This window comes from Litoreibacter ponti (assembly GCF_003054285.1).
GTDB classification, from domain to species: domain Bacteria; phylum Pseudomonadota; class Alphaproteobacteria; order Rhodobacterales; family Rhodobacteraceae; genus Litoreibacter; species Litoreibacter ponti.
The window spans coordinates 607,736-629,865 of sequence record NZ_QBKS01000001.1 but is presented as its reverse complement, the minus strand read 5'-3'; the positions used below and the strand labels follow the sequence as shown (position 1 = coordinate 629,865).

The 22,130-nt window shown below is 62.2% G+C and carries 21 protein-coding genes; 15 read left to right on the top strand and 6 right to left on the bottom strand.

Annotation, left to right across the window (positions count from 1 at the left end; translation table 11 throughout):
• Positions 1-79 precede the first annotated feature (79 nt).
• Complete coding sequence (locus tag C8N43_RS03255) at positions 80-847, top strand: SDR family oxidoreductase (RefSeq protein WP_107844236.1); 768 nt, start codon at positions 80-82, stop codon at positions 845-847.
• A 309-nt stretch (positions 848-1,156) separates the two neighbouring features.
• On the opposite strand, the gene tsf is transcribed toward C8N43_RS03255, so the two are convergent.
• Both tsf and rpsB read right to left on the bottom strand, forming a co-directional pair.
• Positions 1,157-2,032: a translation elongation factor Ts gene (gene tsf, locus C8N43_RS03250; protein ID WP_107844235.1), complete on the bottom strand. Its 876-nt coding sequence runs from the start codon at positions 2,030-2,032 to the stop codon at positions 1,157-1,159.
• A 79-nt stretch (positions 2,033-2,111) separates the two neighbouring features.
• Entirely contained in the window at positions 2,112-2,903 is a 792-nt protein-coding gene (gene rpsB, locus C8N43_RS03245; RefSeq protein ID WP_107844234.1) for a 30S ribosomal protein S2, read from the bottom strand.
• Positions 2,904-3,187: 284 nt separating this feature from the next.
• Between rpsB and C8N43_RS03240 the strand changes: the two genes are divergently transcribed.
• The 5 genes from C8N43_RS03240 to C8N43_RS03220 all read left to right on the top strand — a co-directional run bounded on the left by C8N43_RS03240 (position 3,188) and on the right by C8N43_RS03220 (position 6,955).
• A complete protein-coding gene (locus tag C8N43_RS03240) occupies positions 3,188-3,634 on the top strand; it encodes a hypothetical protein (RefSeq protein WP_146174149.1) in 447 nt (148 codons plus the stop codon).
• Between the two features lie 116 nt (positions 3,635-3,750).
• On the top strand, positions 3,751-4,344 hold the full coding sequence (locus C8N43_RS03235) for a hypothetical protein (RefSeq protein WP_107844232.1): 594 nt from the start codon (positions 3,751-3,753) through the stop codon (positions 4,342-4,344).
• A gap of 39 nt (positions 4,345-4,383) precedes the next feature.
• On the top strand, positions 4,384-5,262 hold the full coding sequence (locus tag C8N43_RS03230; RefSeq protein ID WP_107844231.1) for a PfkB family carbohydrate kinase: 879 nt from the start codon (positions 4,384-4,386) through the stop codon (positions 5,260-5,262).
• On the top strand, positions 5,259-6,164 hold the full coding sequence (locus C8N43_RS03225) for a pseudouridine-5'-phosphate glycosidase (protein ID WP_107844230.1): 906 nt from the start codon (positions 5,259-5,261) through the stop codon (positions 6,162-6,164). Before C8N43_RS03230 ends, C8N43_RS03225 begins: the two co-directional genes overlap by 4 nt.
• Before the next feature lie 86 nt (positions 6,165-6,250).
• Complete coding sequence (locus C8N43_RS03220; RefSeq protein ID WP_425437028.1) at positions 6,251-6,955, top strand: DUF502 domain-containing protein; 705 nt, start codon at positions 6,251-6,253, stop codon at positions 6,953-6,955.
• A gap of 33 nt (positions 6,956-6,988) precedes the next feature.
• Here C8N43_RS03220 and C8N43_RS03215 read toward each other — a convergent pair whose 3' ends face one another.
• On the bottom strand, positions 6,989-8,803 hold the full coding sequence (locus tag C8N43_RS03215; RefSeq protein ID WP_107844229.1) for an extracellular solute-binding protein: 1,815 nt from the start codon (positions 8,801-8,803) through the stop codon (positions 6,989-6,991).
• Positions 8,804-9,115: 312 nt separating this feature from the next.
• Here C8N43_RS03215 and C8N43_RS03210 point away from each other — a divergent pair, with 312 nt between their 5' ends.
• The 5 genes from C8N43_RS03210 to C8N43_RS03190 all read left to right on the top strand — a co-directional run bounded on the left by C8N43_RS03210 (position 9,116) and on the right by C8N43_RS03190 (position 13,627).
• Positions 9,116-10,387: a GGDEF domain-containing protein gene (locus tag C8N43_RS03210; protein WP_107844228.1), complete on the top strand. Its 1,272-nt coding sequence runs from the start codon at positions 9,116-9,118 to the stop codon at positions 10,385-10,387.
• Positions 10,388-10,569: 182 nt separating this feature from the next.
• Positions 10,570-11,352, top strand: coding sequence for a 3-hydroxybutyrate dehydrogenase (locus C8N43_RS03205; RefSeq protein ID WP_107844227.1), 783 nt, complete (start codon positions 10,570-10,572; stop codon positions 11,350-11,352).
• Positions 11,353-11,389: 37 nt separating this feature from the next.
• Positions 11,390-12,424, top strand: a complete 1,035-nt coding sequence (locus C8N43_RS03200) for a patatin-like phospholipase family protein (RefSeq protein ID WP_107844226.1) — start codon at positions 11,390-11,392, stop codon at positions 12,422-12,424.
• Between the two features lie 65 nt (positions 12,425-12,489).
• Positions 12,490-12,834, top strand: coding sequence for a CsbD family protein (locus C8N43_RS03195; protein WP_107844225.1), 345 nt, complete (start codon positions 12,490-12,492; stop codon positions 12,832-12,834).
• Between the two features lie 142 nt (positions 12,835-12,976).
• A complete protein-coding gene (locus C8N43_RS03190; RefSeq protein ID WP_107844224.1) occupies positions 12,977-13,627 on the top strand; it encodes an aquaporin in 651 nt (216 codons plus the stop codon).
• Here the strand turns inward: C8N43_RS03190 and C8N43_RS03185 are convergent.
• Positions 13,624-14,247 carry a helix-turn-helix domain-containing protein gene (locus C8N43_RS03185; RefSeq protein ID WP_107844223.1) on the bottom strand — a complete coding sequence of 208 codons (624 nt, stop codon included), beginning with the start codon at positions 14,245-14,247 and terminating at the stop codon, positions 13,624-13,626. The genes C8N43_RS03190 and C8N43_RS03185 overlap by 4 nt on opposite strands.
• Positions 14,248-14,302: 55 nt before the next feature.
• Between C8N43_RS03185 and C8N43_RS03180 the strand changes: the two genes are divergently transcribed.
• From C8N43_RS03180 to C8N43_RS03165, 4 genes are read left to right on the top strand one after another with little or no spacing between them, the layout of a single operon-like run.
• On the top strand, positions 14,303-15,775 hold the full coding sequence (locus C8N43_RS03180) for a class I adenylate-forming enzyme family protein (RefSeq protein WP_107844222.1): 1,473 nt from the start codon (positions 14,303-14,305) through the stop codon (positions 15,773-15,775).
• A complete protein-coding gene (locus C8N43_RS03175) occupies positions 15,772-16,416 on the top strand; it encodes a DsbA family oxidoreductase (RefSeq protein WP_107844221.1) in 645 nt (214 codons plus the stop codon). Before C8N43_RS03180 ends, C8N43_RS03175 begins: the two co-directional genes overlap by 4 nt.
• 10 nt (positions 16,417-16,426) lie before the next feature.
• Positions 16,427-16,909, top strand: a complete 483-nt coding sequence (locus tag C8N43_RS03170; RefSeq protein WP_107844220.1) for a metal-dependent hydrolase — start codon at positions 16,427-16,429, stop codon at positions 16,907-16,909.
• Positions 16,906-18,093 carry a multidrug effflux MFS transporter gene (locus tag C8N43_RS03165; protein ID WP_107844219.1) on the top strand — a complete coding sequence of 396 codons (1,188 nt, stop codon included), beginning with the start codon at positions 16,906-16,908 and terminating at the stop codon, positions 18,091-18,093. The genes C8N43_RS03170 and C8N43_RS03165 overlap by 4 nt, the downstream gene beginning before the upstream one ends.
• On the opposite strand, the gene mfd is transcribed toward C8N43_RS03165, so the two are convergent.
• Positions 18,094-21,531: a transcription-repair coupling factor gene (mfd, locus tag C8N43_RS03160; RefSeq protein WP_107844218.1), complete on the bottom strand. Its 3,438-nt coding sequence runs from the start codon at positions 21,529-21,531 to the stop codon at positions 18,094-18,096.
• Positions 21,532-21,584: 53 nt separating this feature from the next.
• Positions 21,585-22,100, bottom strand: coding sequence for a component of SufBCD complex (locus tag C8N43_RS03155; protein WP_107844217.1), 516 nt, complete (start codon positions 22,098-22,100; stop codon positions 21,585-21,587).
• Positions 22,101-22,130 lie beyond the last annotated feature (30 nt).

Here is a 22,130-nt window from a genome sequence, read left to right as displayed (position 1 = left end):
CTAATCCAGCGTTTTTCTCAGTGCAGCGGAGCAATACCGTTCGGGTCATTCACGCACAACGATAAGGGATTAAATCCAAATGACTGAAGTAGCTGGAAAAACTGTTATCATCACGGGTGCGAGCCAAGGGATCGGTGCGGCCACTGCGCGCCACCTCGCAGGGCTCGGGGCCAATGTCGCGCTTGCGGCGCGCAATGCCGACAAGCTTGCGAATGTCGCAGCCGAGATCGCGCGTGATGGGGGCAAGGCGCTCGCCCTGCCCTGCGATGTCGCCGATTTTGATCAGGTCAAAGAGCTTGTAACGCGCGCCAATACGCAGTTCGGCAGCGTCGACATCTTGGTGAATAATGCAGGGCTGATCGACCCGATCGCGCGGATCGCCGAGAGCGATCCGGACGCCTGGGGCCACGTGATGGACGTGAACATCAAGGGCGTCTATCACGGGATTCGCGCGGCCCTGCCCGTGATGCTGGCTCAGGGGCACGGAACGATCATCAACATCTCTTCCGGGGCTGCGACCTCTGCACTCGAAGGGTGGTCACATTACTGCGCCTCAAAGGCGGCCGTGTTGTTGCTGACCCGCGTGACCGACCGCGAGTATCGGGACCATGGTATCACCTGCGTCGGTCTGAGCCCGGGGACCGTGGCCACCGAGATGCAGGTGCAAATCAAGGCCAGCGGCATCAACCCCGTAAGCCAGTTGGAGCCGTCGGATCACATTCCGCCCGACTGGGTGGCACGCGCGATTGCGTGGCTGGCCGAAGGCGGGGCGCTGGACCATAGGGGCACGGATTTCTCTTTGAAAACGGACGCCGGACGGGCCGCGGTAGGGCTGCAAGTCGCGTAGGACGGACGGCAGGTACGGATTGCCTTACTTTGCTTTTCCGCGCTGCGGCGGCAGTCTCGAAGTGTTCCTAGAGTGACGGTTTCGGCCGTGGAACATTGCCAGGGTGCACCTTGCAATTTCAAGGAATGCGTCTGGTCGGGTTTATCCCGATTGGTTACGCGCTTTATCGGAGGTTTCGACAGCTTCGATAGGTGCCGTTTTCCTCCCTGAGACAGGGGCCCATCATCCCCAGCGTGGGGCCCTGATCAAAGAAACGGCGCGCAGGGTCCCCCCGGCGCGCCGTTTTTTCGTATCACTATCGCGAATCGGTTAGCGGTTCAGCTGGGCTGCCACTTCTTCCGCGAAGTTCTCTTCTTTCTTCTCGATCCCCTCGCCCACTTCAAGACGCTTGAAGCCGGTGATCTCGACGCCGGCTTCCTTGGCAGCGGCCTCGACGGTCAGGTCGGGGTTCACGACGAATTGCTGGTTCAGTAGGGTCGACTCGGCGACGAACTTCTTCATCCGGCCCACGATCATCTTCTCGATGACGGCTTCGGGCTTGCCGCTTTCGCGGGCGATGTCCATCTGCACGGTCTTCTCTTTCTCGACCACGGCCGGGTCCATGTCGGCTTCCGACAGGGCTGCGGGGTTCACTGCAGCGACATGCATCGCGACCTGCTTGCCGAAGGCTTCGTTGTCGCCGGACAGTGCGACCAGCACGCCGATCTTGCCCATGCCGTCCGCGGCTGCGTTGTGCACGTAGGAGACGACCGAGGTGCCTTCCAGACGGGCCATGCGGCGCAGGGACATGTTCTCGCCGATGGTGGCGACCTTGTCGGTGATCACGTCTCCGACGGTCTTGCCACCCAGATCAGCCGCGGCCAGCTCTTCGGTCGAGCCCACGCCGGTGGCGACATTTGCGATGTCGGCCACCATCGACTGGAAATCGGCGTTTTTGCCGACGAAGTCGGTCTCGGAGTTCACTTCCACGGCGACACCCACGCCACCGTCGACCTTGACGGCCACGAGGCCCTCCGCGGCGGTGCGGCCGGATTTCTTGGCGGCCTTCGCCAGGCCTTTGGTGCGCAGCCAGTCCACGGCGGCTTCCATGTCGCCATCGGTCTCGGTCAGCGCTTTCTTTGCGTCCATCATGCCTGCGCCGGTCGAGTCGCGCAGTTCTTTCACCATTGCAGCGGTAATCGCCATCTTGGTTTCTCCTATGGGTAGAAGGTTAATCCCGAAGGCCGGTAAGGCCCTCGGGTATCAGGTAAGGTGACGGGGGCGTTTAGCCCTCTGCCGGTGCCTCGGCTGCCGGAGCAGCCTCTTCGGCCACGGCCTCCTCGACGGGGGCCTCGTCCATGGCGCCGATGTCAACGCCAGCCGCGCCCATCTGGGCGGACATGCCGTCAAGCGCCGCACGGGCCACCAGATCGCAGTAGAGCGAGATGGCGCGCGATGCGTCGTCATTGCCCGGGATCAGGTAGTCGATGCCTTCGGGCGAGCAGTTGGTGTCGACCACGGCCACAACCGGGATGCCCAGCTTCTTGGCCTCGGCGATAGCGAGGTCTTCCTTGTTGACGTCGATGACGAACAGCAGGTCGGGCGTGCCGCCCATCTCGCGGATACCGCCCAAGGATGCTTGCAGCTTGCCCTGATCACGCTCCATGCCCAGACGCTCTTTCTTGGTCAGGCCGGAGAAGCCGGTCTCCATCGCCTCGTCAATCGACTTCAGGCGGTTGATCGAGTTCGACACGGTCTTCCAGTTGGTCAGCGTGCCGCCCAGCCAGCGGTGGTTCATGTAGTACTGCGCGCATTTTTCGGCAGCCTCGGCAATCGGGCGCTGTGCCTGACGCTTGGTGCCGACGAACAGGATGCGGCCGCCCTTGGCGGTGGTGTCGCGCACGACCTGCAGCGCTTGGTCCAGCATGGGGACGGTCTGCGTCAGGTCCATGATGTGGATGCCGTTCTTGGCGCCGTAGATATACGACTCCATACGGGGGTTCCAACGCTGGGTCTGGTGACCAAAGTGTACGCCAGCTTCAAGCAGCTGACGGAGCGAAAATTCTGGCAAAGCCATGTCCGTTTTCCTTTCCGGTTTAAGCCTCGGCGGGGAGTGAGTGACGATTGCCACAACCGGTGGACCCTTCGGGATGTCTCCCCGTCGTGCCCGACCCCGCCTGCGAAGTGCGCGCTGAGTAACCCGTCTCCCCCTGCCCCGCAAGCAAAATATGCCCCAATCGTGCGCAAGGCGTGAGTTGGGTGTGAGCGGGCCGTGCAAAACGCGGCCGCGGTCTGGTCGCAGCCAAGGCCCTGCCCTAGCGTTCGGGACATTAACCATTTCCAAATTCGAGGTATTTTATGATGACCCTTCGCACACTCACCACCGCATTCACCATGGCCCTTGCCGCGTCCGCCCCCCAGGCATCCGCGATGGAGGCCATGCGCTGCAACGTGCAAACCGCACCCGGCCTGTTCCAGCCCGTGCTGCGTCTTGTTGAGCCCGGAAAGATCGAAGACATCCGCATGGGCGAGCAAGGCCTGACGCGCACCATGTTCTTCCGCGACCGCGAGATCATGGCGTATCTCAATGCCAAACTGGACCTTCCGCCGATGCAGATGCCCAAAAGCATCTCCAAGGGCTGCGGCGTCGGCAAATCCGACACCACTTTTCAAGGCGGCGAAGGCGATGGCGGTGCTGTCACCGTGTCTACCCCAGCAATCAGCGAACCGAGCATTCCCTCGGCCTCTGAGGATCCTTCGCCTATCAGCGATCTGGGCGACGGCGACTTCGGCTCGATCTTCGAGTAGAGCGAACAGCCGCTGAAGCGGCCTTGAGACCCGTGTCAGGGAAGGCGCGGATTAGGTGGGGGCGGCGTGATATGATACGCTGTCCCCGCCGTCTCAGATGATATGGGAGGACCACCATGCAGCTCACAGCCCACGGACGTGTCTTGCCGCTGCGCTCGCATCCCAGCATGGAGCGCCGCGGCCTTAGTATTACCCGCGCTCAGCGGCTGCGTCTCGAAAACACCCTGTGCAGCCTGCCCGCTCACCATGTCTCGGGACTGTCCTATGTCGAGCTGCGTCAGCGCGCGGGCTCCGGCGGCAGCACCAACGCGTTGCCCGGTCGCACCAGCGGGCCGGGCTACTCGATTGTGCTGGACTACGACAGCTTCTCGCGGCGCATCAACCAGACCACGCTGGATTTGAATTACACGCTGCTGCACGAAATGGGCCATGTCGTGGACTGGACCAATCACGCTTTCAGCTGGATGCAACTCAATGACCGGCCGGGCTACGATGCCATTTGCGCCCGCGTACACCGTCACGCTCCGGGCGGCACCAACAACGATCAGGAGAAATTCGCCGACGCTTACGCGGATTTCCACTTCGCCACCGCCCGCGGGCGGCGCACCTGGCCCGACAGTATCGCGGCGATAGAGCGTTGTCGCCCAATCTGGCGTGTGCCCGAAAGTCGCCCGCCCGCAGGTGGTTGGGGGGCAAGCGCCTACGCCTAGGGTCTTGAAACTTCTGGCTTCGGGCGCCCATAAGGCGCCATGGGAAAGACACCTGACATTTTGTGCATCGGTGCGGTGCTGTGGGACATCATCGGCCGCTTTGATAAAGAGATGTGCGTCGGGCACGACAGACCCGGCCGCATCACCCGCATCCCCGGCGGCGTCGCGATGAATATCGCCATGGCGCTGAAAGCTTACGGTATGACGCCCGCGCTGCTGACCGCCATCGGTCAGGATGCCGAAGGGGACGAGCTGATGGGCGAATGCACCCGGCTTGGCATGCTGTGCGACCATATCCATCGCTCCTATGACAACCCCACCGACCGCTACATGGCCATCGAGGGCCGCAACGGGCTGATCGCGGCCATCGCCGATGCGCAGTCGCTGGAAGACGCGGGCGACGCGATCCTTGCGCCGCTGCGCATCGGCGCGTTGAAGGGGTGGGACGGGCTTATCGCGCTGGACGGCAACCTGACCGAAGAGCTGCTATCTGCTATTGCCATCGATCCGGCCTTTCGTGCCTGCGACCTGCGCTTGGCCCCGGCCTCGCCCGGCAAGGCCGAGCGTCTGCGCCCGTTCCTCAGCCATCCATCCGCGACGCTCTACGTCAATCTGGAGGAAGCGGGCCTGCTGATTGATGCGGATTTCGCCGACAGCGCCACGGCGGCGCAGGCGCTGCTCGGGGACGGGCTAGCGCGCGCGGTGGTGACCCATGGCGGCTTGCCCGCAACCCTTGCCACGCACTCGGAACGCGTGACCCAGACCCCGCCGGAGGTCGAGGTCAAGCGCATCACCGGTGCAGGCGACACGTTCATGGCGGCCCATATCGCGGCAGAGGCGCGCGGGATGGACCCCGCCGCCGCCTTGACACAAGGCCTGGCCGATTGCGCCACCTATATCTCCGGAGACAGCTATTGATCCCGCTCCATTTCTCCCCCGAACTCGCCAGCGCGCGCGATGCCGGCAGGGCCGTCGTGGCCCTTGAAAGCACCATTATCACCCACGGGATGCCCTACCCGCAGAATGTCGAGACCGCCCGGCAGGTCGAGCAAGCCATCCGCGACGCAGGCGCCGTCCCAGCAACCATCGCGGTGCTGGAGGGCGCGTTGCATATCGGGCTGACCCCCGACCAACTCGACACGCTGGGCCGCGCGAAAGGCGTGGCAAAACTGTCTCGCGCGGACATGGCCGCCTGCATCGCCATGGGCGGCACAGGGGCCACGACCGTGGCCGCCACGATGATCGCGGCCTCTTTCTCGGGCATTGCGGTTTTTGCCACGGGCGGCATTGGCGGCGTGCACAAGGACGCTGAGCAGAGCTTTGATATCTCCGCCGATCTGCAGGAACTGGCGCAAACCCCGGTTACGGTGGTTGCTGCGGGGGCCAAGGCTATCCTGGACCTGCCCAAGACCTTTGAGGTGCTGGAGACGCTGGGCGTTCCGGTTATCGCCTATGGCCAGGACGCCCTGCCCGCCTTCTGGTCGCGCGACAGCGGCCTGACCGCCCCGCTGCGTATGGATAGTGCGTCGGACATTGCCCATGCGCACAAGACACGGGCCGCCTTGGGCCTGCCCGGTGGGCAACTGGTGGCCAACCCGATCCCGCGCGAGGCCGAGATCCCAAAAGAGGCGCTCGCGCCGCTTATTGAACAGGCGCTGCGCGAGGCAGACACCCAAGGCATCGATGGCAAGGCCGTCACCCCATTTCTGCTGCAGCGCCTTTTCGAGCTGACCGAAGGCCGTTCGCTGGAGGCAAATATCGCCCTTGTTCTCAACAATGCCCGTCTGGCCGCCGCAATATCCCGCGAGCTGATTAAATAGCGCTCAATTGCGTGATCAGGGCCTCGTCTCACTTGTGATGCCCGGCGCAAGCCCATAAATCTAGGCGGAGCTTAGCGAGAGATTTAGTGGTGCCGAACCTGTTGCCTGACGAAGAAGAGCCAAAACGCCCCTATCGCCCGGGGCTGTTTGCGCGCGCGCGCGGCAACTTCCTGGCCGGGCTCGTGGTGATTGCGCCCATCGGCCTGACCTTGTGGTTGATCTGGACCGTTGTGGGCTGGATCGATGGATGGGTTTTGCCCTTCGTGCCGTATTCCTATCGGCCGGAGCAGTATATCGGCATCAACTTGCGTGGCGTGGGCGTGGTATTTTTCCTTCTGTTCACCATGGTGGTGGGCTGGATGGCCAAGGGATTTCTGGGCAGATCTTTCCTGCGGTGGGGCGAGGGTCTTGTCGACCGCATGCCGGTCGTGCGTTCGATCTACAATGGCCTCAAGCAAATCGCAGAGACCGTGTTCTCGCAGCGTGAAACGTCGTTCGAGAAGGCCTGCCTCGTTGAATATCCCCGCCGGGGCATCTGGGCGATTGCCTTCATCTCGACAAAAGCAAAGGGCGAGATCGACCGGGGCATCGGCGTCGACGAAGATATCATGTCGATTTTTCTGCCGACGACGCCCAACCCGACCTCCGGTTTCCTGCTGTTTGTGCCCAAATCCGATGTCATCGAGCTTGATATGAGCGTCGAGGATGCGGCCAAGCTCGTGATCTCCGCCGGGCTGGTCTATCCCAACAAGGAAGATCCGTCGAAGCCCGCAGCGCTCGCCGCCCAGTAAGATGAACAGCGCCCCGCAGGGCGCTGATAAAGATCATTTTTCCGACCACCAGACATCCGGATGGAAGCCAATCCAGTCCCCGTAGACCGGCAGGTTTTCGGAGTATTTCAGATCGGCATCATGGGCCAGCATCGACACGTTGGAATACCATAACGGGATCACGTAGCGCCCCGCTGTAAGGATACGGTCAAGCGCGCGGACCGCGGCGCGGTAGTCTTCCTGGCTCTCGGAGTTCAGCATTTGGGAGATCATCGCCTCCGCCGCCGGAGATGACATGCCCATCAGGTTGCGGGAGCCCGGCTGATCGACGCCCTGCCCGCCCCAGTAAACCAACTGCTCGTTGCCCGGTGACAGTGATACGCCACGAATGAAGTAGGTCATATCGAAATCATACTGATCGACCCGTTCGCGGTATTGCGCACTGTCGACGATAGAGATCGTGGCGAAGATGCCGAGCCGTTCGAGGTGTTCCTTGTAAATATTGATGATCGACTGGTTCTCCGCGCTGCCCTGTTTGAGCAGGATTTCGAAGACAAAGGGCTTGCCATCCTGCCCGGTCAGAACGCCGTCCTTGACGCTCCACCCCGCTTCTTCCAGCAGCGCGGTCGCGGCGCGGATATTGCGGCGATTGCGCTCGCTGCCATCACTTTCGGGTAGCGTGTACCCTTCGAGGGTGCCCGGCAGCAGCTCGTCCTTGTAGGGCTCCAACAGCTCCGCGACCCGACCTTCGGCGGGCCCCGGCTTCATCGCCAAGATGGAATTGTCGAAATAGGACGATATGCGCGGCAAACCCTCACCGCCGTTGATTTTTTCGTTGATGAACTCAAAGTTGAAAGCGTGCAGGAAGGCCTCGCGAACGCGCCAGTCCTTAAACGTGTCCCGGCGGGTATTCATCACGAACCCGATCATGCCGGTCGGTCGTTCGTGGGGAATTTCCGACAAGACGACCTCGCCGGATCTCACCCGGGGGAAGTCATATTGCTGCGCCCATTTTGCGGCGTTCGTCTCGCGCATCGTGTTCAACTCGCCGGCCTTGAAGGCTTCGAACATCGCGGTGCTGTCGCCGAAGAATTCCATGCGGATCTCGTCGATATTATGTGTGCCACGCCGAAACGGGATATCACGCCCCCAGTAATTCGGGTCCCGCTTGAGCGAGACGAAGCGCCCTGCCTCGAAATCGTCGATGATGTAGGGGGCGGTGGTGATCGGGATTTCATCCAGCCCGCTTTCGGCGAAGTCCTTCCCCTCCCATTGCGCCTTCTTCAGGATCGGGCGCATGCCCATGATCAACGCCAGCTCGCGGTCGGGCTCTGTGAACTCAAAGCGCACCTTTCCCGGCGCGGGCGACGTGGCGGAGGCCACCTTGGTCCACGTGCCGTTGTAGCGGGGATGGCCGATTGTGCCCAATGTCTCGTAGGACCAAAGCACATCTTCCGCCGTGACCGCACTACCGTCAGAGAATCGGGCCTCCGGACGCAAAGTGAACTCGACCCATTTATGCATCGGATCGGTCTCAATCGATTCGGCGATGAGGCCGTAGAGCGTAAATGCCTCGTCATAGGATCGCCCCATCAGGCTCTCGTAGCCGAGGAAGCGCAGTTGCCACGGGACGCGCCCTTTTCGGATATGCGGGTTAAGCGAATCGAAACTTCCGACTTCCCCAACGGCAACCTTTCCACCGGCCGGCGCGTCGGGATTAACGTAGGGGAGCGACACATAATCTGGTGGAAGCGCGGGCTCGCCATACATAGCTATGCCATGCTTTGGCTCGGCCAGCACACCGGACGCTGCAAGCATGGCGACACTCGCCACGCCCGTGCGAAGGCATTGGAAAAAGTTCGGGTTCATTTGGGCAACAATCCTCTTTGGGCCTGCTCTTATTGACGATGAGGCTACAGAGGGTTCTCAACCTTTTCAAACTTTTAGCTTGGCCTCGGGCGGTGTCATGCTTATAAAGGTGTCACTGCTCGATAGGTTTCTTGCCTGTATGAAACCTGCCTCAATAACTTAACGCCAGCTTCGTGCTGGCGTTTTTTTTTGGCCTGAGCGGGGAGTGATCGGTCCAATTCTCAATAAATATTTGCTGCTCGGTCAGGCTGTGCTGGGGAAGTCTTAACCCGCCCTGGGTTACGTCCGCGTCAAAGTGGTGTGGAGACTCTGATGGGCAGGGTTCGACTCAATTGGCCAGAGGCAGCAGTGGCCTTGCTGCTCGTGACGCTGTGCGCGTCCGTTTTCGTGCTGCATACCCAGATCTCGCGGGCGCGGGATGTGGTCTTGCACCGTGCGGAAGAAAGCGCCGACATCCTGCTCGACTTCGCTCACGCCGTTCACGAGCAATACAGCCTCAGCGTTGCGGAATACCTCGATGCCAACGGGCATGTTCTCACCCAGGACGACCAAGGCACCGCTCACAGTCTACAATTTCCCGCAAGTTTCATTCGCACCCTGACCGAGCGGTATTCCGACGCCAATATCGAAGACAGCAGCTTCCATATCTACAGCGACGACCCCTTCCCGTCCGCGCGGAGCCGTACGCTTGATGCGTTCGCGCGCCAGGCCATCGCGGTCTTGTCCGAAGGTGAGCTGCCCCGATTCAAGCGCATTGAATGGTTCGAAGACGGCGGTGCCCGCATTCGGGTCGCGACGCCGATCAAGATGGAAGAAAGCTGTGAGGCCTGTCACAACGAGCCGAAATGGGGTCTCAAACGCAATGACTGGCGCGCGGGCGACGTGCGCGGCGTGCGCGAGGTCTCCATCGTGGTGCCGAGCCACGAGCTGGAAATTCCGACGGTCTTCTGGTCCTTCTTCGCGCTGGTGATGGTGGCGTGCCTGCTCGGCGCCGGGGTCCTGTACCCCGCCGTGCGGCGCGCGATGCGTCAGCGCGAGCATTTCGCGGGCATCAGCGAGCTTTTGGGCAAGAAAGCGCTGCGGCTGGCCCGCCAGGCCAACACTGATCCGCTCACAGGGCTGGCGAACCGCCGTTCCTTCGACAATATGCTCCATGTCTATGTCGAGGAATACGCCGACAGCCCCTTCCATCTTGGCCTGATCCTGTTCGACCTCGACCACTTCAAGGCGGTCAATGACACCTACGGGCATCCTCAGGGCGATGCCGTTCTGATCCAGGTGGCGCATCTGACCGATGCAAGTGTCCGGCGCGAAGATCGCTCTGCCCGCGTGGGCGGTGAAGAATTTGCGGTGCTCTGCCCTGGGGGGGATCGCGACAGCCTGATGGAGCTTGCCGACCGCCTGCGCCGCACGATCGCGGGCATGCAATTCGAGACCGACGAAACCAGCGCGCGGTTCGGGGTGACGATCAGTGTCGGGGTGGCCGAGCTTCAGCCGGGCGACGAGCCCGCTAGCCTTATGAAGCGCGCGGACCGAAACCTCTACAAGGCCAAGGCCCGCGGGCGAAATCAGATTTTTGGGTGATCGCGCGCGCAAGACCCAAACGGACGCGACGCACAGCGCTTTTCTAGACTGAATCCATCTGACCTTCACTCCAAAAGCACGTCGTGGAACCAAAGGCGGACGATCGGCGCTTTCCTTCGCAGCCGCAACATTTATGCTGCACTGCAACAGAACACCGTTTCCAAACGAAAAGGATCGCGCCCATGTCTGATCAACCGCTCTCCGGCAAAACCGCCATAATCACCGGCTCGAATTCCGGCATCGGGCTGGGCATCGCCCAAGAGCTGGCGAAGGCTGGCGCGAATGTGGTTCTCAATTCCTTCACCGCGAACAAGGAGGACCACGCGCTCGCCGACGAGATCACCCGCGTTACGGGCAATGAGGCGCGCTACATTCAGGCCGATCTGTCCAACGGCGAAGATGCGCGGCGCTTGGTCGAAACCGCCGGCAAATGCGACATTCTGGTCAACAATGCAGGTATTCAGCATGTCGCCCCGATCGACGAATTTCCGGTCGAGAAGTGGGATGCGATCATCGCGATCATGCTGAGTTCGGTCTTTCACACGACAGCCGCCGCCCTGCCGATGATGCGCGAAGCAGGCTGGGGCCGCGTGATCAACATCTCCTCGGCCCACGGCCTGACGGCGTCGCCCTACAAATCGGCCTATGTCGCGGCCAAGCATGGCGTTGTCGGCATGACCAAGGTGGTCGCGCTGGAAACCGCGCAGGAGCCGATCACGGCGAACGCAATTTGCCCGGGCTACGTGATGACTCCGCTGGTCGAAAGCCAGATCCCCGATACGATGAAGAAATACGACATGGACCGGGAGACCGTGATCAAGGAGGTCATGCTGGAGCGCCAGCCCTCCAAGGAATTCGCCACGACGGAACAGCTGGGCGGTGTTGCGACCTTCCTGTGCTCCGAGTCGGCCAAGCAGATCACTGGGACGACGATTTCCGTGGATGGCGGATGGACGGCGTTGTGAGGGTTGAACGCGCCCAACGCCTAAAGGCGGGCCGGTCATGAGCAAGAAGAAGCGGATCAATCTTGCGTTGCAGGGTGGCGGAGCCCATGGCGCATTTACATGGGGCGTGCTCGACCGCCTGCTCGAGGAAGAAGACCTGGACATCGCGGCGCTGACCGGCACATCGGCTGGCGCGCTGAATGGGGCCGCGTTCAAGGCGGGCATGCTCAAGGATGGGCGTCAGGGGGCGAAGGACAATCTGGATTGGCTGTGGCGGGAGATCGGGGCGACCGATATGGGCCCGCTGGAAGGTTGGATGCTGGGGATCAGCCCTGCGGCGGTCAGTCAGGCGGTTGAAATGTCGCCCTTTTACCAAGGGCTCGACATGCTGCAGCGCATGACCTCGCCCTACGCGCTTGGGCCGTTCTACAACCATCCGCTGGCGCGCATCGTCGAGCAGTTCAACTATGACAAGGTGTGCGCCCAAAGCGGTCCCGATCTGTTCATCTGCGCGACCAATGTGCGGTCCGGAAAAATCCGCATCTTCGCCCATGACGAGATTTCAACCGACAGCATTCTGGCCTCTGGCTGCCTGCCCACGCTGTTTCAGGCGGTCGAGATCTACGATCCCAAGACCGAGCGCGAAGAAGCCTACTGGGACGGAGGCTACATGGGCAATCCGGCGCTGTTCCCGCTGTTCGAGCCGCACCTGCCGCAGGACGTGGTGATCGTGAATATCAACCCGCTGCACCGCGAAGAGCTGCCGCGTAAGGCCACTGAAATACAGAACCGCATCAACGAAATCAGCTTCAACGGCTCGCTCTTCCGCGAGCTGCGCGCGATACAGTTCGTGCGCGATTTGATTGCCGATGGCAAAGTGGCCGAAGGATCGATGAAGGACGTGCTGGTGCACATGATCGCCGATGACGAGCTGATGACCCAGCTTTCGGTCGCCACCAAGACCCTGCCACAACCCTATGTTCTGGCAGAGCTCAAATCCGCCGGGCGGATCGCGGCCGCACGCTTTCTGGATACGCATTTCGACAAGATCGGCTCGGAAAGCTCGGTGAATTTGCGCGACATGTTCGACTAGGCCGGGCTGGAACAAAGCACTCTATCGGCGGGTTCTCCAGACGACCTGGAAATTGGAGAGCTTGAATGACCTGGAACGACATTGCGCAAAACTGGACCGCCTTCTCGCCCGCCCTTCTGCAGCGCTGGCCGGAGATCGAAGAAGAACGGCTGATGACGATCGACGGGCGGCGCGACCTTTTGGTGGCTGAGATCGCCAAGCAAAGTGACGCCGACACGGCGGAGGCAGAGCGGCAATTGGCCCAGTGGCTCGACGGCGAGGTGCCTGCGGATGTAATCACGTCGGAGCATCACGATAACGCGTCTATAACAGCGTCGGCCAATGAGCTGCCCCCCGGTGAGACGCCGTTGGACGATGACCGGCAATTCGGCGACGACGACCTCGCCGCGCGCCCCATGGGACGCAGCTAAGCCGCCTAGCCCTTTGTCATATGCCTGTTAAAAAGCCCCCGTATCACTCTGCTGGTAAGGGGGCTTTTTCGATGGATTACGTGTTTCGCTGGGCTGTCTTGATGCCGCGCGGCGCCGCCGGTGCAAGGACCCGACGCCTGCCATGACCGCGCGTGCCTACCTCGCCGAAGCGCTCGGCACCGCGCTCTTGCTGATCTCCGTCGTGGGATCGGGGATCATGGCCGACGCCCTGACGGACGACACCGCCCTCGCGCTATTGGCCAATGCAATCGCGACCGGCTGCATGCTCTATGCGATCATCACGACGCTCGGCCCGCTCTCTGGTGCGCATTTCAATCCGGCCGTGACCCTCGCCTTTGCCCTGCGCGGTGAAATTGGCCCCGGATCTGCGATGTCATACGTGGCCTGTCAGGTCATCGGCGGCGTGATCGGCGTGTGGATCGCCCATATCATGTTTGATCTGCCGATTTTTCAGCTGTCCTCGACGTCGCGCACGGGCGTTGCGCAATGGTCAGCGGAGATGGTCGCCATGTTCGGGCTGCTTTTCGTCATCTTCGGCGGGTTGAGATCAAGGCCGGAGACCGTTCCGACCCTCGTCGCGCTCTACATCACCGGGGCCTATTGGTTTACCGCATCGACCAGCTTCGCCAACCCGGCGGTGACCGTCGCGCGCAGCTTTACCGATACCTTTGCAGGCATCCTGCCCGCCCACGCCCCCGGTTATATCGTGGCTCAGATCGCGGCGACACTGATTGCGGTGCCAATATTGAGCTGGCTGTTCGCCCACGACTAATCGAGCGACGTAACCCACAGGATCAGCGCGTCCTCAACGCTGGTGCTGACAAGGTTATGGCCCATCGACGCGTCGTAGTAGGCGCTGTCGCCGCGCTTCATCTCCACCGGCTCGTAGAATTCGGTATAAAGCCGCACCGCACCGGTCAGGACGTACAGGAATTCTTCGCCGTCATGGCGCACCCAGCCGTCGAACTCGTCGAAACTGCGCGCGCGGATGCGGGCGCGGTAAGGCAGCATCGCCTTCTTCGTCAGACCCGCGCCCAGCAACTCGTGCTCGTAGGTCGCCGTGACGTGCGGACTGCCCTGCTCGGAGCGCGTGACATCCATCCGACCGTTAACCTGAGCGCGGGACGGCGGCGTGAAAAGCTGCGGCATACCGATGCCCAAGCCTTCGGCGAGCTTCTTCATCAACTCAAAGGTCGGCGACATCTGCTCGTTCTCGATCTTGGACAGGGTCGAGCGGGCAAGGCCTGCCTCCCGCGCGGCCTGCTCCAGCGTCCAGTCGCGCGCCTTGCGCAGCTCACGCACGCGCGCGCCGAGGTTGAGCGGCTCCACCGGGCCGGTATCTCCGTTTTCGCGCGCGAGGCGGATCAGGCTGGGTTCGTTGTCCTGTGTCATGGGCCCGTAATACCCGGCCCTTGAGCCCGCGCGCAATGCCCGCTAGCGGTGATCCATGCGATCCGTTTTCGACCAAGGCGCTCCGCCGCCCTGCCCCGCGCCGTTCAACATGGCGGCCTATGTGCTGGCGCACGCGGACCGCTTGGCCGAAAAGCCCGCTTTGGAGATCGTCGGCGCGGAGACATGGAGCTATGGCACGTTGAAAGCGCGGGTCATGGCCTGCGCCGGTGGTTTGCTGGACCTTGGTTTGAAACCGGGTGACCGGGTGCTGTTCCGGTTGGGAAATACGGCCGAGTTCCCGGTGGCCTACCTTGCATGCATCTGGGCGGGGCTCGTGCCTGTACCAGCTTCCGCGGCGTTGAGCGTGCCCGAGATCACTGAAATCGCGCGGCAGACCAATCCGGCCCTGGTTCTGCAGGCGCCGGGGATATCACGCCCGGATCATCCCGCACCATCCATCAAGGAATTACCGGACGGGCAGCCCGTGCCGCCTGAGATGGGCGATCCTGATCGGCTGGCCTACATCATCTTTACCTCCGGCACTTCTGGTCGGCCGCGCGGCGTCTGCCATGCGCACCGGGCGATCTGGGCGCGGCGGATGATGTGGGATGGCTGGTACGGCCTGCGCGAAGACGACCGCGTGATGCATGCGGGCGCGTTCAACTGGACCTACACCCTTGGCACCGGGCTGATGGACCCATGGTCCATCGGGGCAACGTCCGTGATCCCGAATGCGGCGAGCACGGAGTTGGCACAGCTGCTTTCCGACAGTCGATCCAGTATATTTGCTGCGGCTCCGGGCATTTACCGCCAGCTCTTGAAGTCACCTTTGCCGGCGCTGCCCGACCTGCGTCACGGGCTTTCCGCAGGCGAGCGTCTTTCGACGACCATAAGGGCGGCGTGGCAGGACCGGACCGGCACAGAAATTTTCGAGGCGCTCGGCATGTCCGAATGCTCGACCTTCATCTCAGCCTGCCCCGCTGCCCCCGCGCTGGAGGGGAGCTCTGGCAGGCCGCAACGTGGGCGCCGGATCGCCGTGATCCAAGATGGCGTACCTGTGGCGCGCGGCGAGCCGGGGCAGCTTGCGATCCACCGCGATGATCCCGGCCTGATGCTGGGCTACCTCAACGAGCCGCCGCCCGAGGGCGAATGGTTCATCACCGGCGACACGGTCACCCTTGCTGAGGATGGTAGCATCACCTATCTCGGCCGAGCCGATGACATGATGAACGCGGGCGGCTACCGCGTCTCTCCGCTAGAGGTCGAGGCGGCTTTCGCCACCGTGCCCGGCCTGCAGGAATGCGCGGCTTGCGTCGTGGAGATCAAGCGCGATGCGCATGTCATCGCGCTCTTCTACGTCAGCGACGCGCCGCTGCCAGAGACACAGCTGCAGACCCATGCAGAGCGCCTTCTCGCTCGATTCAAGCAGCCGCGGCTTTACATTCACCGCACGAGCCTTCCAAAAGGGGGAAACGGCAAGCTCAACCGCCGCCTGCTGCGCGATACATTCGAAGGTCCAACCCAATGATCAAGCTCGATATCATTTCCGATCCGATCTGCCCGTGGTGCTACATCGGCAAGGCCCATCTGGACCGCGCGTTGGAAGCGGCTCCGGATCACCCGTTCACCATTGAATGGCATCCGTTCCAGCTGAACCCGACCATGCCTGAGGACGGAATGGATCGCCGCGCGTATCTCGAACACAAGTTCGGCGGCAAGGAAGGCGCGGTGCGGGTCTATTCCCAGATCGCGCAGGCCGCAGAGGCCGCCGGGCTGGACATCGATTTCGGGGCGATCCAGCGCACGCCAAACACGATCAATGCGCATCGGCTGATCCACTGGGCGGGCCTGGAAGGACGGCAGACGGCTGTTGTCTCGTCGCTGTTCCGCGCCTATTTCAAGGAAGGTCGCAATATCGGAGATACGAATGTTCTGCTGGACATCGCCGCGGCTTGCGAGATGGACCGCGAGATGGTCGCGCGCCTTCTGGCGACCGATCAGGATATCGCGGACTTGCGTGCCCGGGACGCCAATGCGCGCGAGCGCGGCGTGACCGGTGTGCCCACATTCGTTGTTGCAGGCCAGCACGTGCTGCCCGGCGCGCAGCAGCCGGACCTTTGGGCCAAGGTGATCACAGAGATCAACGAACAACTCGCCGCCGCCGAATGAGGACGCGTCGGTGATCACGGCACATCTGCCCTTTGGCTACCTGCTCGGCCGCGCGGCGCAGCGATACACGCCACCGCACCCGTGGGTGATGCCCGCCGCGCTGATCGGCGCGGTGTTACCGGATTTCGATTTGCTTTGGTTCTATTTCGTGGACGGTCGCGCCTTTCACCATCACCTCTACTGGGTCCATATGCCGCTGTTTTGGGTCGCTGTCGGGGCGGTTACCCTGCCGCTCGTGCGCATGTTTCAGCGCCCGCTGCTGCCCGTGGCTCGAACATTCTTCGCGGCCCTTCTGACCCATTGTTTGCTGGACACGGTTGGCGGCGATATCGCCTGGTTCTGGCCGTTTTCCGATCGGCAATTCTCGCTCGTCACGGTCGAGCCGACACATTCGCATTTTATTCTATCCTACCTGAACCATTGGACCTTTTCGCTGGAGCTGTGCATCTGGGCTGGCGCGATCTTCCTCTTTTTCCGAGATAGGCCCGCATGACCCCACCCACAAAGCGCCTGTCGCAGCCCGAGTTCATCGCGCTGATCGCCATGAACTTCGCGATGGTGGCTTTCTCCATCGACAGCATGCTGCCCGCCCTGCCCGAGATCGCGGAAGCCTTGACGCCCGATGCGCCGAACCGGGCGCAGCTAGTACTCACGAGCTTCGTCTTCGGGATGGGCGTCGGCACGCTGTTCACCGGCCCGCTGTCAGACACGTTCGGGCGCAAGACGGTGATTGGCGCGGGCGCGCTGCTGTATCTGATTGGCGCCGCGCTGGCAGGACGGGCGGAGACGTTGGAAGGCATGCTCGCGGGCCGGGTCCTGCAGGGTCTTGGCGTGGCTGGCCCGCGGGTCGTCGCCATCGCCATCGTGCGCGATCTTTACGAAGGCCGACCAATGGCGCGCATCATGTCCTACGCGATGATGGTATTCACCCTCGTCCCAGCCCTTGCGCCGCTCTTGGGCAGCTTCATCATCGACGCATTCGGCTGGCGCGCGGTGTTCTACTCGTTCCTGCTGTTCTGCTGCCTTGTGATCGGTTGGCTGATGATCCGCCAGCCCGAGACCTTGCCACCCGAGCGGCGACGCTCCTTCGCCCCGGCAGCCCTGATCGAGGCGACGCGTGTGTGCTTCTCGCACCGCGTCTTTGTTCTGTCGACAGCGATGCAGGTCCTGGCATTCGGCATGTTGTTTGGTTGCTTGAGCTCGGTTCAGCAGATCTTCGAGACCAGTTTCGGACGCGCCGAAACATTCGAGCTATGGTTTGCCCTGATCGCCTTAATCTCGGGCAGCGCGTCGGTGATCAACGCGCAATTGGTCGTCCGTCTGGGGATGCAGCGGATGATTACCATCGGCTTTGGCATGCAAGTCGCCTTCTCCGCGATGGTGTTGCTTTTGGCGCTGTTCGGCGCGGTCCCGTTCGGGCTTTACATCGTCTGGACCACGTCCTTGTTCTTTATGGCGGGGCTCGTGATCGGCAATCTGAACGCATTGGCGATGGAGCCCGTCGGCGATATCGCGGGCCTTGCGGCGTCGGTCCTTGGTGCGGTGGCAACGGTGCTGGGCGCGATGATCGCAGCCCCCATTGGGCTTGCCTTCGATGGCACCCCGCTGCCCCTCGCCATGGCCACGGCAACTCTGTCGGCAATCGGGCTGTTCACCGTGTTCCGCGGCCTACGGTAATCAGGCGCTTTTCTTTACCTTGAACGTGCCGGCCAGTTCCGCCAGATCGCGCGCGATCGCGAAGGCGCCTTTGATCTTGTCGGCGTTGCTCTTCCAGTCGCGGCGCACGACGACCTTGTTGTCCTTGAGTTTTGCAAGGTTCCGCTCGTCCTGCAGATAGGACACAAGCCCCTCTGGCTTGGCGAATTTGTTGTTGTGGAACTCGATCGTGGCCCCGCGCTCGCCCGCGTTCAGCTTGGCGATACCCGCGCGCTTGCACATCGCCTTGATGCGCACGACGAGCATCAGAGTGTTAACCTCCTTCGGCAGGGCACCGAAGCGGTCGATCAGCTCTGCCGCGAAGCCTTCCAGCTCGACCTTGGTCGTCAGGTTCGACAACCTGCGATAGAGCCCCAGACGCACGTCGAGGTCGGGCACATAATCCTCGGGGATCAGCACGGGCACGCCAAGGTTAATGACCGGTGCCCATTGATCGTCACTCTCGGTCAGGCCCTCCATCTGGCCAGAGCGGATTTTGGCGACGGCTTCCTCCAGCATGGATTGGTACAGCTCGTAGCCGACCTCGCGCATGTTGCCCGACTGCTCTTCGCCCAGAACGTTGCCTGCTCCCCTGATATCAAGGTCTTGGCTGGCAATGTTAAAGCCCGCCCCCAGACTGTCGATGGAACCCAGTACCCTCAAGCGTTTCTCGGCCACGGGTGTCAACTTGGCGCGCGGCTTGGTCGTCAGGTAGGCGTAGGCGCGGGTTTTCGAGCGACCGACACGTCCGCGAATCTGGTAAAGCTGCGACAGCCCGAACATGTCGGCGCGATGGATGATCATCGTGTTGGCCGTTGGGATATCGATGCCGCTTTCAACGATCGTGGTCGCGAGAAGCACGTCGTATTTGCCGTCGTAGAACTGGTTCATGCGACTGTCGAGCTCACCCGGCGCCATCTGCCCGTGGGCCACAAGGAAGCTGACCTCTGGCACCTGCTCCCTTAACCATTCTTCGATTTCCGGCAGGTCGGTGATCCGTGGGACCACGTAGAAGCTCTGCCCGCCGCGATAATGCTCGCGCAACAGGGCTTCGCGGATCGTCACGGTGTCGAATTCGGATACGTAGGTGCGGATCGCCAGGCGGTCGACCGGCGGCGTGCCAATGATCGACAGCTCGCGCACGCCCGAGAGCGACAATTGCAGCGTGCGTGGGATCGGTGTGGCGGACAGGGTCAGGACGTGGATGTCAGAGCGCAGCTGCTTCAGCCGTTCTTTGTGTTGCACGCCAAAATGCTGCTCCTCATCGACAATCAGGAGCCCAAGTTGTTTGAATTTGACTTGTTTCGACAGCACGGCGTGGGTGCCGACGACGATATCGACCGAGCCGTCGCTCAGGCCGTCGCGCGTTGCATTGGCGTCCTTAGCCGAGACGAAGCGCGACAGTTGGCGCACGTTCAGCGGGAACCCCCGGAAACGGTCCTTGAAGGTCGCGGTGTGCTGGCGCGACAGCAAGGTTGTGGGGGCCACAACCGCCACTTGCAGACCGGCAGCGGCGGCGATGAAGGCCGCGCGCATAGCCACTTCGGTCTTGCCGAAGCCCACATCGCCGCAGACCAGACGATCCATCGGCCTACCCCGGGCCAAATCCTCCATGACCGCTTCGATCGTGGTCAATTGATCCTCGGTCTCCTCGTAGGGGAAGCGCGCGCAGAAGGCCTCCCACATGTCTTGCGGCGCCTCAAGGATCGGCGCGCGGCGCAGCTCGCGCTCGGCTGCGATGCGGATCAGGCGGTCGGCCATGTCTCGAATGCGTTGCTTCAGCCGCGCTTTCTTGGCCTGCCACGCACCACCACCGAGCTTGTCGAGCAGGCCTTCCTCGTGACCGTAGCGCGACAGCAGCTCGACATTTTCAACTGGCAGATAAAGCCGGTCCCCACCCGCATACTCCAGCAAGATGCACTCGTGCGGGGCACCGGCGGCTGTGACAGTCTCCAGCCCGATATAGCGACCGATCCCGTGGTCCACGTGGACGATCAGCTCGCCTTGGGACAGGCTCTGCGCCTCGGTCAGGAAGTTCTCGGCGCGTTTGGTTTTCTTGGCCCCGCGAATAAGCCTGTCGCCCAGCACGTCCTGTTCTGAAATGACCGCCAGCCGCGCCGCGGTGAACCCCTGATCAAGCGGCCAGACGGTCAGGTAGACACCACTTTCACCCGCCTGTGCGGCGGAGTTAATGGTGCGCACATCATGGATGTCTTGATCTGCCAGAAGGCCCTGAAGCCGCTCCCGAGCGCCGTCAGAAAAACTTGCGATCACAACCGCGCGTTCGCGGCGCATTGCATTCACATGATCCGCTAAAGCGCTGAAAATATTGCCTTCTGCCTGCCGCTCGGGCGCGAAATTGCGTCCGATCCGCCCGCCTGCATCCGTGACGCCCGGCCCGGTAGCCTGCGGAAGAACAGAGAAATTGACGACTCGCGTGTCGCCCAAAGCAGCCGTAAAAGCCGCGTCATCGAGATAAAGCAGGCCGGGCGGCACTGGTTTGTAGACCGAATCCAGCCGGGCTTTGGATTTCAGCGCTTCCAGCCGATTGTCATATTGATCGGCGATGCTGTCCCAGCGGGCCAGCCGCGCCGGGGCGGTCTGGTCATCGAGGCAGACCGACGCATCGGGCAGGTAGTCGAAAATGGTCTCCAGCTTTTCGTGGAAGAACGGCAGCCAATGCTCAATCCCTTGTGTCTTACGTCCGGCGGAGACCGCCTCGTAAAGCGGGTCATCGGTGCCGGCCGCGCCAAACTCGATCCGGTAATTCTGGCGAAAGCGCGTAATTGCGGCCTCGTCCAAAATGACCTCCGACACAGGTGCAAGCTCGACCCGCGTGAGCTTCTCGGTCGTGCGCTGCGTGGCCGTATCGAAGCGACGCGCGCCGTCGAGAACGTCGCCGAACAGATCCAGCCGCACGGGCCCGATTTCGCCGGGCGGATAAATGTCGATGATACCGCCGCGGATCGCGTAATCGCCGGGCTCCATCACCGTGGGGCTTTGCGAAAAGCCCATGCGTACAAGGTATTCGCGCAAGGCCGTCTCGTCGACGCGCCCGCCCACTTCCGCCATGAAGGACGCACCTTCGAGCACGGTGCGGGCTGGCACGCGTTGGGTGGCGGCAGACAGGGTCGTAAGCAGGATGACGGGCGCAGAAAAGCCCTGCGCCAGGGCGGCCAGCGTCGCCATTCGGGCGGCGGCCACATCCGCGTTGGGCGAAACACGATCGTAAGGCAGGCAATCCCAAGCTGGGAAATCCAGCACCGGCACGTCGGGCGCGAAGAAGGCCAGCGCGCGCTTCATCGCCGCCATTCGCTTGTCGTCGCGGGCCACGTGGATCACAGGGCCGCGCTCCAGCTCGCGCAGGACGAGCGTCGCGTCAAAGCCCTCTGGGGCGCCGGAAATCGTGATGGATGCCATGATCGGGTGACCTACCCCGCCACGCGCCAGTGTCAACCTAAAGCACGCAGGTCCTACAGAACCCCGGTCGAGAGATTGTGGAACATGCCCCACATGGAGGTGATCAGGATGGAGACCATTCCGATGATCTGGATCGCCAGCCGCTGCCGTTTCAGCCGAACACGGATATCTTCGAGCGAAGTGTGATCGACGATGCGCGCGCACCGCACCGACAGCGCAAAGACCAGCGACATGGGCGCAAAGATCAAGAACAGCGCCTGGCAGAACTCCACCCCGTAGACAAAGCCCATCATCATCAGCCCGGTCAGCGCGAAGAAAGCGAAGGCGGTCAGCCAAGATCCGGCATTGTCTGCGATGTAGATGAAGCGATTGGCGTTGATGCGCACGAGATCCTTGAGGTCTTCCTCGACCTGCCCGCCATACTTGGCCGCGCGGGCCAGCACATCGAACGGCACACCGATCACGTAATGCGAGGCCGCGCTCCAGGCGTAGGCCAGCGTAATCCAGAACCACAGGTTCGAGAATGAACGCATGTCGATGAGCTCGAAAGCGGTGCTGTACCAGTCCAATGTGTCGTCCGTCTTTGCCTGCCCGGTCGT

Bases quoted from the DNA above. Each gene is read 5' to 3' on its own strand.
- C8N43_RS03255 (WP_107844236.1), top strand. From the start codon at position 80: ATGACTGAAGTAGCTGGAAAAACTGTTATCATCACGGGTGCGAGCCAA.
- tsf (WP_107844235.1), bottom strand. From the start codon at position 2,032: ATGGCGATTACCGCTGCAATGGTGAAAGAACTGCGCGACTCGACCGGC.
- rpsB (WP_107844234.1), bottom strand. From the start codon at position 2,903: ATGGCTTTGCCAGAATTTTCGCTCCGTCAGCTGCTTGAAGCTGGCGTA.
- C8N43_RS03240 (WP_146174149.1), top strand. From the start codon at position 3,188: ATGACCCTTCGCACACTCACCACCGCATTCACCATGGCCCTTGCCGCG.
- C8N43_RS03235 (WP_107844232.1), top strand. From the start codon at position 3,751: ATGCAGCTCACAGCCCACGGACGTGTCTTGCCGCTGCGCTCGCATCCC.
- C8N43_RS03230 (WP_107844231.1), top strand. From the start codon at position 4,384: ATGGGAAAGACACCTGACATTTTGTGCATCGGTGCGGTGCTGTGGGAC.
- C8N43_RS03215 (WP_107844229.1), bottom strand. From the start codon at position 8,803: ATGAACCCGAACTTTTTCCAATGCCTTCGCACGGGCGTGGCGAGTGTC.
- C8N43_RS03210 (WP_107844228.1), top strand. From the start codon at position 9,116: ATGGGCAGGGTTCGACTCAATTGGCCAGAGGCAGCAGTGGCCTTGCTG.
- C8N43_RS03205 (WP_107844227.1), top strand. From the start codon at position 10,570: ATGTCTGATCAACCGCTCTCCGGCAAAACCGCCATAATCACCGGCTCG.
- C8N43_RS03200 (WP_107844226.1), top strand. From the start codon at position 11,390: ATGAGCAAGAAGAAGCGGATCAATCTTGCGTTGCAGGGTGGCGGAGCC.
- C8N43_RS03195 (WP_107844225.1), top strand. From the start codon at position 12,490: ATGACCTGGAACGACATTGCGCAAAACTGGACCGCCTTCTCGCCCGCC.
- C8N43_RS03190 (WP_107844224.1), top strand. From the start codon at position 12,977: ATGACCGCGCGTGCCTACCTCGCCGAAGCGCTCGGCACCGCGCTCTTG.
- C8N43_RS03185 (WP_107844223.1), bottom strand. From the start codon at position 14,247: ATGACACAGGACAACGAACCCAGCCTGATCCGCCTCGCGCGCGAAAAC.
- C8N43_RS03180 (WP_107844222.1), top strand. From the start codon at position 14,303: ATGCGATCCGTTTTCGACCAAGGCGCTCCGCCGCCCTGCCCCGCGCCG.
- C8N43_RS03175 (WP_107844221.1), top strand. From the start codon at position 15,772: ATGATCAAGCTCGATATCATTTCCGATCCGATCTGCCCGTGGTGCTAC.
- C8N43_RS03165 (WP_107844219.1), top strand. From the start codon at position 16,906: ATGACCCCACCCACAAAGCGCCTGTCGCAGCCCGAGTTCATCGCGCTG.
- mfd (WP_107844218.1), bottom strand. From the start codon at position 21,531: ATGGCATCCATCACGATTTCCGGCGCCCCAGAGGGCTTTGACGCGACG.